Source organism: Pseudoxanthomonas sp. LjRoot204_2, from assembly GCF_056175765.1.
Genome location: NZ_JBGFFG010000125.1, coordinates 1 through 8224, shown reverse-complemented (window position 1 = coordinate 8224; position 8224 = coordinate 1). Strand labels below are relative to the sequence as shown.

Annotated in this window: 8 protein-coding genes; 7 read left to right on the top strand and 1 reads right to left on the bottom strand. The window is 68.3% G+C overall.

Features of this window, described 5'->3' with window-relative positions; genetic code table 11:
* Positions 1 to 107 precede the first annotated feature (107 nt).
* The 3 genes from mltB (at position 108) to AC04L7_RS07855 (ending at position 3719) form a co-directional block, all read left to right on the top strand.
* Positions 108 to 1247: a lytic murein transglycosylase B gene (gene mltB, locus AC04L7_RS07865; protein ID WP_435996605.1), complete on the top strand. Its 1140-nt coding sequence runs from the start codon at positions 108 to 110 to the stop codon at positions 1245 to 1247.
* Positions 1244 to 2407 carry a septal ring lytic transglycosylase RlpA family protein gene (locus tag AC04L7_RS07860; protein WP_435996607.1) on the top strand — a complete coding sequence of 388 codons (1164 nt, stop codon included), beginning with the start codon at positions 1244 to 1246 and terminating at the stop codon, positions 2405 to 2407. Before mltB ends, AC04L7_RS07860 begins: the two co-directional genes overlap by 4 nt.
* Before the next feature lie 115 nt (positions 2408 to 2522).
* Positions 2523 to 3719: a D-alanyl-D-alanine carboxypeptidase family protein gene (locus tag AC04L7_RS07855; protein WP_435996609.1), complete on the top strand. Its 1197-nt coding sequence runs from the start codon at positions 2523 to 2525 to the stop codon at positions 3717 to 3719.
* A gap of 57 nt (positions 3720 to 3776) precedes the next feature.
* Here the strand turns inward: AC04L7_RS07855 and AC04L7_RS07850 are convergent, their stop codons facing one another.
* Positions 3777 to 4643, bottom strand: coding sequence for an EamA family transporter (locus AC04L7_RS07850; RefSeq protein ID WP_436000927.1), 867 nt, complete (start codon positions 4641 to 4643; stop codon positions 3777 to 3779).
* A gap of 260 nt (positions 4644 to 4903) precedes the next feature.
* On the opposite strand from AC04L7_RS07850, the gene AC04L7_RS07845 reads away from it, so the two are divergent.
* The 4 genes from AC04L7_RS07845 to AC04L7_RS07830 all read left to right on the top strand — a co-directional run.
* On the top strand, positions 4904 to 5818 hold the full coding sequence (locus AC04L7_RS07845; RefSeq protein ID WP_436000929.1) for a CsgG/HfaB family protein: 915 nt from the start codon (positions 4904 to 4906) through the stop codon (positions 5816 to 5818).
* Positions 5819 to 5919: 101 nt separating this feature from the next.
* On the top strand, positions 5920 to 6198 hold the full coding sequence (locus AC04L7_RS07840; RefSeq protein WP_299344368.1) for a DUF493 family protein: 279 nt from the start codon (positions 5920 to 5922) through the stop codon (positions 6196 to 6198).
* Positions 6186 to 6854, top strand: a complete 669-nt coding sequence (gene lipB / locus AC04L7_RS07835) for a lipoyl(octanoyl) transferase LipB (protein ID WP_435996611.1) — start codon at positions 6186 to 6188, stop codon at positions 6852 to 6854. Before AC04L7_RS07840 ends, lipB begins: the two co-directional genes overlap by 13 nt.
* Before the next feature lie 174 nt (positions 6855 to 7028).
* The coding region (locus AC04L7_RS07830; protein ID WP_475512782.1) for a [protein-PII] uridylyltransferase family protein at positions 7029 to 8224 on the top strand (1196 nt) is incomplete at its 3' end.

The window sequence follows — 8224 nt, the reverse complement described above, 5'->3', positions numbered from 1 at the left end:
AGTGAGGCGTGAGTAGAAGCAGGTGTTGCTGTTCCTCGCTCCGCTCCACTCACTGCCGCCTCCCAACGTTCACGATTTCCCGCACCCTGCATGCTACCCTCGCCCCGATGATGCGAAACGCACTTTCCTGCCTTCTGGTGCTGGGCCTGGCGTCCTGCGCCACACCGCAACCGCCGCCACCGGCGGCTTCGACGACGCCTTCCGCTGCCGCTCCGGCGACGCCCGCCGAGACGTCGGTCGAGCGTGTGGCCGAGGTGCCGCCGGAAGCGCTGAAGCCGGTCGATTTCCCCACCGCGCGTGCGCAGTTCGTGCGCGATACCTCCGCGAAGTACGGCATCGCACCCGCCGAGATCGAGGCGACGCTGGCCAAGGCGCAGTTCCTCGACAGCGTGGTCGCGGCGATGTCGCGACCGGCGGAACGGGTCAAGCCATGGAGCGAATACCGGGTTGGCTTCCTGACCCAGACCCGCATCGATGGGGGCCGCGCATTCATGGCGCAGCACCGCGACGAGCTGACCCGCGTCGAGCAGCAGTACGGTGTGCCGGCCGAGGTGATCGTGTCGATCATCGGCGTGGAGACCAACTACGGCGGCTTCACCGGTCGCCACAAGGTGCTGGATGCGCTGTACACGCTCGCGTTCCGCTATCCGCGCACCGGCAATCCGGAGCGTGCGGCGTACGAATACCGTCGCGAGCAGTTCTTCCGCGACGAACTGGCGCAGCTGTTCGCGCTGGGACGGGAAGAGAAGCTCGACATCGCCTCGCTGACCGGCAGCTATGCCGGCGCGATGGGGCTGGGCCAGTTCATGCCATCGAGCTACCGCGAGTTCGCAGTGGACGGCAACGGCGACGGTCGCCGTGATCTGTTCGCCACGTATCCGGACATCTTCGCCTCGATCGCCAATTACTTCCGCAAGAAGGGTGGCGAACGCGGCGGCTGGGTGCCGGGCGGCGCGGTCGTCGCGCGCGCCCAGCTGCAGGACGGTTTCGCCGAGTTCAACCCGGAGACCTGGACACCCGATTATTCGCTCGCGCAGCTGGCCGAGAAGGGCTACCGGCCGCTCGACCCGGTCGCGCCGGACGCGATGGCCACGTTGGTGCAACTGGATGGCGCGGACGGCAAGCAGTACTGGCTGGGCTTCCAGAACTACTACGCGATCACCCGGTACAACAATTCCAAGATGTACGCGATGGCGGTCTACCAGCTGTCGCAGGCGATCGCCGGCCGCGAGATTCCGCCGGCATGAAGTGGCTGGCCCTGCCGCTGCTGGCGGTGGCCCTGGCCGCGTGCAGCACGGCGCCGAAGAAGCCACCGTCGGCCTCCACCGGCGGCACCGTGCGGCCGGCGCCGGCGACGCCCTCGCCGGCCATCGCGGGCAAGGACTGCTCGCGCTACGCGCCCGCGCAGGAAGACCTGTCCACGCGTGGCGACTACACCGCCGGTGGCCTGTACAAGCCCGGCGTGTCGGACACAACGCCCGACCACGTGCCCGACCTGGATTGCATCCGCGAACCCGTGGTCACCGCCGAGGCGCGATCGCGGGTCGGCAACAAGTCGCCGTATTCGGTGCTCGGCAAGCAGTACCGCGTCCTCGACCGCGTCGACGGCTACGTGGAGCAGGGCACCGCCTCGTACTACGGCAACAAGTTCCATGGCCGTCGAACCTCCAACCAGGAGGTGTACGACATGTACGCCTACAGCGCCGCGCACAAGTCGCTGCCCTTGCCCAGCTTCGCGCGCGTGACCAACCTGGACAACGGCAAGTCGGTGGTCGTGCGGGTGAACGATCGTGGTCCTTTCCACGAGGGCCGCGTGATCGACCTGAGTTATGCCGCCGCGGTGCGCCTGGGCATCACCCAGCGCGGGACGGGTCGCGTGGAAGTGCGCGCGCTGACGCCGGAAGGCGCCACGCTCGCGGCCACGCCCGCGGCGGATTCGCCTCCCTCGGCGATGGACCAGCTCGTCGGGACGTTGCCTGCAGAGGCGGTCCGCTACCACGTGCCAGCCAAGCCGGGCGATGTGCCCAGTGCCGCCGGCTTCGAGGCGTGGATGAAAGCCAACGGGGTACGTGTCGCGTCCGGCAAGCCGGGCACCCCTGTGGTCACCAGCGCTGCCGCGAGCGTGCCGCTTGCCGCCGTGCCGGCGAAGGCCCCTCCGCCGGCCGCGGCGACGCCATCCACCGTGCAGCTGCAGGTCGCCAGTTTCTCCAGTCGCGACAATGCCGACCGCGCGCTCGCGCGCCTGACCGCCGCCGGCATCGCCGACGCGCGGCTCAGCGATGTGCCCGGCGCGGACCGCCCGCTGTGGCGATTGCGCGTGGGGGCCGCCGATGCCGCGTCGGCCGAAGCATTGGCGGGCAGGATCGCGAGTCTGGGTTTCGGACGCCCGCAGATCGTTCGCGACTAGCGTCGACGTCCGGCTGCCGGTTTTTTACGTCTTTCCAACCCACGCGGTAGCCGGCCTCCCTACAATGTTCGCCTTGCACCGTCAGGCCCAGGGCCTTGCCAGGAGTTTTCCGCCGATGAAGTTCCGTTTCGTTCTCGCCGCGCTCGCGACCACCGCCATGGGTCTGGCCATCGCCCAGACCCCCGCGCCGGCCACGCCGCCCGCCGCCGCCGCGGCTCCCGTCGCCATCCCGCCCGCGCCCACGCCGACGGCGACCGCTTGGGTGCTGATGGACTACATCACCGGGCAGGTACTGGCGGGCGAGAACTACAACGAGCGTGTCGAGCCGGCCAGCATCACCAAGGTGATGACGTCGTACGTGCTGGCCGCCGAGCAGAAGAACGGCAAGATCAAGCCGACCGACCAGGTGATGATGAGCGAGCGCGCCTGGCGCGAGGGCGGCGCCGGCACCGACGGCAGCTACAGCGGTTTCGCCGTCAACAAGACCGCGCCGCTGCTGGACATGGAAACCGGCATGGCCGTGCAGTCCGGCAACGACGCCGCCATCGCCCTGGCCGAGCACGCCGCCGGCAGCCAGGAAGCCTTCGCATCGCTGATGAACAACTACGCCGCGCAGATCGGCATGAAGGACTCGCACTTCGTCAACGCGCATGGCCTGTCGGCGCCGGAGCATTACTCCACCGCGTACGACCTGGCGTTGCTGGGCCGCGCCCTGATCCGCGAGTATCCGGAGCAGTACGCCTTCAACAAGATCAAGGAATTCACGGTCGGCACCATCACCCAGCCGAACCGCAACCTGCTGCTGTGGCGCGATCCGAGCGTGGACGGCATCAAGACCGGCCACCATTCCGCCGCGGGCTACTGCCTGATGAGCTCGGCCAAGCGCGGCGACCAGCGCCTGATCGCGGTGGTGATGGGATCCACCTCGGAGAAGCAGCGCGCCGACGACAGCCTGGCATTGTTGAACTGGGGCTTCCGCTTCTACGAAACCCACCGCCTCTACGAGCCGGGCAAGGCCATCGCCACGCAGCGCGTTTGGAAGGGCAAGACCAAGGATGTGCAGCTGGGCGTGGCCCAGCCGATGCTGGTCAGCGTGCCGCGGGGCCGCTACGACGACCTGAAGCCGACGATGGACGTGCCGAAGACGCTGGTGGCGCCGATCACCGCAGGCCAGGCCATCGGGACGGTGAAGGTCACGCTGGACGGCAAGGTCGTCGCGCAGTCGCCGCTGGTGGCGATCACGCCGATCGAGGAAGCCGGCTTCTTCAAGCGCCTGTGGGACGCATTCTGGATGTGGTGGGAGTCGGAGTGATCCGGCGCACCGCACGATGAGGAAAGGCCGGCGCATGCCGGCCTTTTTCTTGCCTGCCTACAGGCCGGCCGCGATCACCGCGATGGCGAGGATCGCGAGCGGAATCGCCAGCAGGGTGGTGCGGCTCAGCCGCTCGCGGAACAGCCACGTGCCGGCCAGCGTGCCCAGGACCACCACGCCGATGTTCATCGTCGAGAACACCACCGCCGGATGGTCGGGCAGCGCGCGGTGGGCCTTCACGTAGAACAGGATGTTGCCGAAGTTCAACGCCCCGAGCAGCAGGCCCGTGCCGAGCGCGGGCAGCGTGAGCGCCGGGCCGCCACGCAGGCGCCGTGCGCCCTGCACGCCCAGCATCACGATGAAGGCGGCGACGAAGGCGACCTGCAGCGAGGCTGCGAACGGCGTGCCGGCTGCGGCGATGTGCTTCAACAGCACGTCCACGCTGGCGTAGCCGACCAGCACCACCAGCGGCAATGCCCAGCCGGTCCAGCCGCCCTCGGCCTCGGCCGACGCGGTGCGCGGGCGCAGCGCAAGCAACACGATGGCGACCAGGCCCACTGCGAGACCGGCGAGACGCAGCGCATTGGCCTGTTCACCGAACCAAAGGAAGGCGGCCAGCAGCGACAGTACCAGCGACATGCGCTGTGCGATGTCGGTGCGCACGATGCCGGCCGCCTTCACCGAGGCCGACAGCGCCAGGAAGATGCCCGGCAGCAGGACCGCCAGCAGCGCGAGCGCGGGCCACGGAGCATGCGCAGCGGCCAGTGCCGACAGCGGCGGATCCAGCAGGGTGAAGCACAGCAGGGAGGCGGCCAGGTAGTTCCAGGCGATGCCTTGGGCCGTGTCGATGCCGCGCCGCTGCATGAGCTTCAGCAGGACCGACACGAGCACGCTGCAGACGACGCTGGAGAGCAGATAGGGCACGGCGGACCTCGCGGGAAGGGCGGGCATTATCGCCGTATCGCCTCCCCGCCTTGCCCGATGGCCTTTGGATGTCACTCTTTTCGTGTGTAGCCAGCGAAACCGCATTCTTCGCCTATCATCGCGGTCGGGCGACCCGGCACGCGAACGCAGGCCACGCCCGCAATGGAAGGTCCGCGGGGTGCGGGCACCATCATTCTCAAGGAGAAGCACGCGTGAACAGGGGAACCTGCAAGAAGATGACGATGACGGCCTGCCTGCTGATGGCGGCCGCTGCGACGACACCCGCCTGGGCGCAGCGCCAGAGCGCGCAGGACCAGCGCAAGCAGCAGACCGCGGAGATCCCGACCTGCAGCAAGCCGCTGGGCACCATCTCGGTGATCGAGCCCGAGGACGGCGTGAACTGGTGGAGTGGCCAGCAGCTGCCGGCACCGTCGAAGCTGATCAAGGTGTTCGTCAACAAGTCGCGCTGCTTCACGCTGGTGGACCGTGGGGTTGGCATGGGTGCGGCGATGGCCGAGCGCGATCTGGCCGCCAGTGGGGAGCTGCGCAACCGCTCCAACATCGGCAAGGGCCAGATCCGTGCCGCCGATTACGTGCTGGTGCCCGACCTGATCTCGCAGAACAGCAATGCCGGCGGCAATGCCATCAGCGGCCTGCTGGGCGGACTGATGGGTGGCAACGTCGGTCGGGTGGTGGGCGGACTGGACTTCAAGAAGAAGACCGCCGACGTCGTCCTGACCGTCACCGACGTGCGTTCTTCCGAGCAGGTCGCCATGGCCGAAGGCAGCGCCAAGAAGACCGACATCGGCTGGGGCGCGGGCGGCAGCCTGTTCACCGGCAGCCACTGGGGCGGTGGCGGTGCCAGCGGTTACGCCAACACCGAGATCGGCCAGGTCATCACGCTGGCCTACCTGCAGGCCTACACCAACCTGGTCAGCGAGCTGGGCGGCCTGTCCGGCAATGCCTCGGCATCCAATGCCCAGCAGGCGGTGGAGATGACCAAGCCCGGCCGCCTGTTCGCCAACCCGAAGGGCACCGGCAAGGCCGTGCGCGACCTGGATCCCGGCATGATGCTGTACCCCACCGGCAACAAGGACGGGGTGATGTGGGAAGTCGAGGACGAACTCGGCAACAAGGGCTGGGTCTCGTCCAGCCTGGTGCAGCTGGCGCGCTGAACCGCCGCGCCGGGTGAAGACGAAGGGCCGCGCACGCGGCCCTTCGTCGTTCCCGGGTGGCGTGGCTTGGCTTTCGCTGCCCGCATCCCAATAATCCGGGCATGGAAATCAAATCCGACAACCCCGAACACGGCTTCCAGTTTCCCGGCACCTTCGAGCTCAGCGCCATGGGCTCGGCCGGCACCGGCCTGGAGACCGAGCTGCCCCGCCTGCTGGAATCGAAAGGCGTCGAGGTGCTGCACGAAGACATCAGCTGGAAGCATTCCACCAACGGCAAGTACGTGTCCGTGCGCATCCGCTTCCAGGCCAACGACCGCGCGCAGTACGACGCGGCGCATGAAGCCCTGCGCGACCACCCGGAAGTGAAGTGGACGCTGTGACCTCGCCCTGCGCTGTCCGCGAGCTCGGCCGCCAGGCCTACGAGCCGGTCTGGCGCGCCATGCAACGCTTCACCGATGCGCGTACCGACGCGACCGGCGACGAACTGTGGCTGGTGGAGCACGACCCGGTGTTCACCCTCGGCCAGGCCGGCAAGCCCGAGCACGTGCTTGCGGCGGGCGACATCCCGGTCGTCCATGTCGACCGTGGCGGACAGGTGACGTACCACGGCCCCGGCCAGATCGTTGCGTATCCGCTGTTCGACCTGAAGCGCCTGAAGGTCGGCGTGCGCGACTACGTCTGCAGGATCGAGCAGGCGATGATCGATACGCTGGCAGAGTGGAACGTGCATGCCGAACGCAAGGACGGCGCTCCCGGCGTCTACGTGGCCGGCGCCAAGATCGGCGCGCTCGGCATCCGCGTGCGGCGCGGCTGCACCTTCCATGGCCTCGCGTTCAACATCGCGATGGATCTCGGACCGTTCCACCGCATCAATCCGTGCGGCTATCAGGGCCTGCAGGTCGTTTCGCTGGCGGATCTCGGCGGTCCCTCCGGTATGGACCAGGTGAAGCCGGTGCTGCTTAAGCACATGGCGGAGCAGTTCGGCCTGTCGCTGCGGCACGAGGCCGTGCTGCCGGATCTTTCGCAGGCGGCCTGATCCCGCCTGTCGTAGGAGCGACGTCAGTCGCGACCGCACGACGCGGCAGCCAAGGTGCGCAGGGGGACGGTCGGAGCGAATTCTTGCTGGTTTGACATCGCCGTGGTCTGACGAACTCCGGTCGCGACTGACGTCGCTCCTACAACAGTCGCGGCGCATGCCAGAATCGCCGCCATGAACGATGCGACCTCGTCCCTGGACACGGAACGCGATGCACTGATCGAACGCGGTCTGGCGCGACTGCGCGCCGTGTCCGCCGACATGGAGGGACTGCTCGCAGACACCGGCCACGTCGATCGTGTGTCGAGCGTGATCGCCACGAGCGACCTCGCGCTCGAAACCCTGCGCCGCCAGCCCGATCTGCTGACCGTACTGTTGCGCGACGATGGCGCCGCGCCGTGGCCGGTGCCCGCACTGACGACCGACAACACCGCGCAATGGCCCGAGCTGCTGCGTCGTTACCGCGCCGCCGAGTCGACTCGGCTGGTGTGGCGCGACGTGCATGGCCTGGACACGGTCGACGACACGCTGGCCGGCACCACGCGCCTGGCCGAGGTCTGCCTGCAGACCGCGCTCGACGCGCTGGAAGCCGAGTTCGCGCAACGGCATGGCGTCGTGCGTGCACCCGACGGTAGTGTGCAGCGCCTGGTGGTGTTCGGCCTGGGCAAGCTGGGCGGCGGTGAACTGAACTTCTCTTCCGATATCGACCTGGTCTATGCGTATCCGCAAGGGGGCGAATCCGACGGCGCGCGATCGCTCGCCGCCGAGGACTACTTCATGCGGCTGGGCCAGCGTCTGGCGAAACTCCTGGATGAGCCGACCGTCGACGGCTTCTGCCATCGCGTCGACCTTCGCCTGCGTCCTTTCGGCAATGCGGGTCGCCTTGCGTTGTCGTTCGCCGGGATGGACCAGTACTTCCAGCGCGAAGGCCGCGACTGGGAACGCTATGCATGGTTGAAGGCGCGCGCGGTCGCCGGCGACATCGAGGCGGGGGAGCGCTGGCTGGAGTCATTGCGGCCGTTCGTCTATCGCCGGTACCTGGACTACACCGCCCTCGATGGCCTGCGCGAAATGAAGGCCGCCATCGCTGCCGAGGTCGCGCGCCGCGAACTGGCCGACGACATCAAGCGCGGCCCGGGCGGTATCCGCGAAATCGAATTCCTGGTGCAGGCCTTGCAGCTCATCCGCGGGGGGCGCGAAGCGACCCTGCGCGAACGGCGCCTGCGCGTGGCGCTGCCGGCGCTGGTGGCGGCACGCCAGGTGTCGCCGGAGGAAGGCGAGGCGCTGATACAGGCCTACCGTTTCCTGCGCCGGCTGGAGAACCGCCTGCAGATGCTGCGCGATGCACAGACGCACGCACTGCCCGAGGA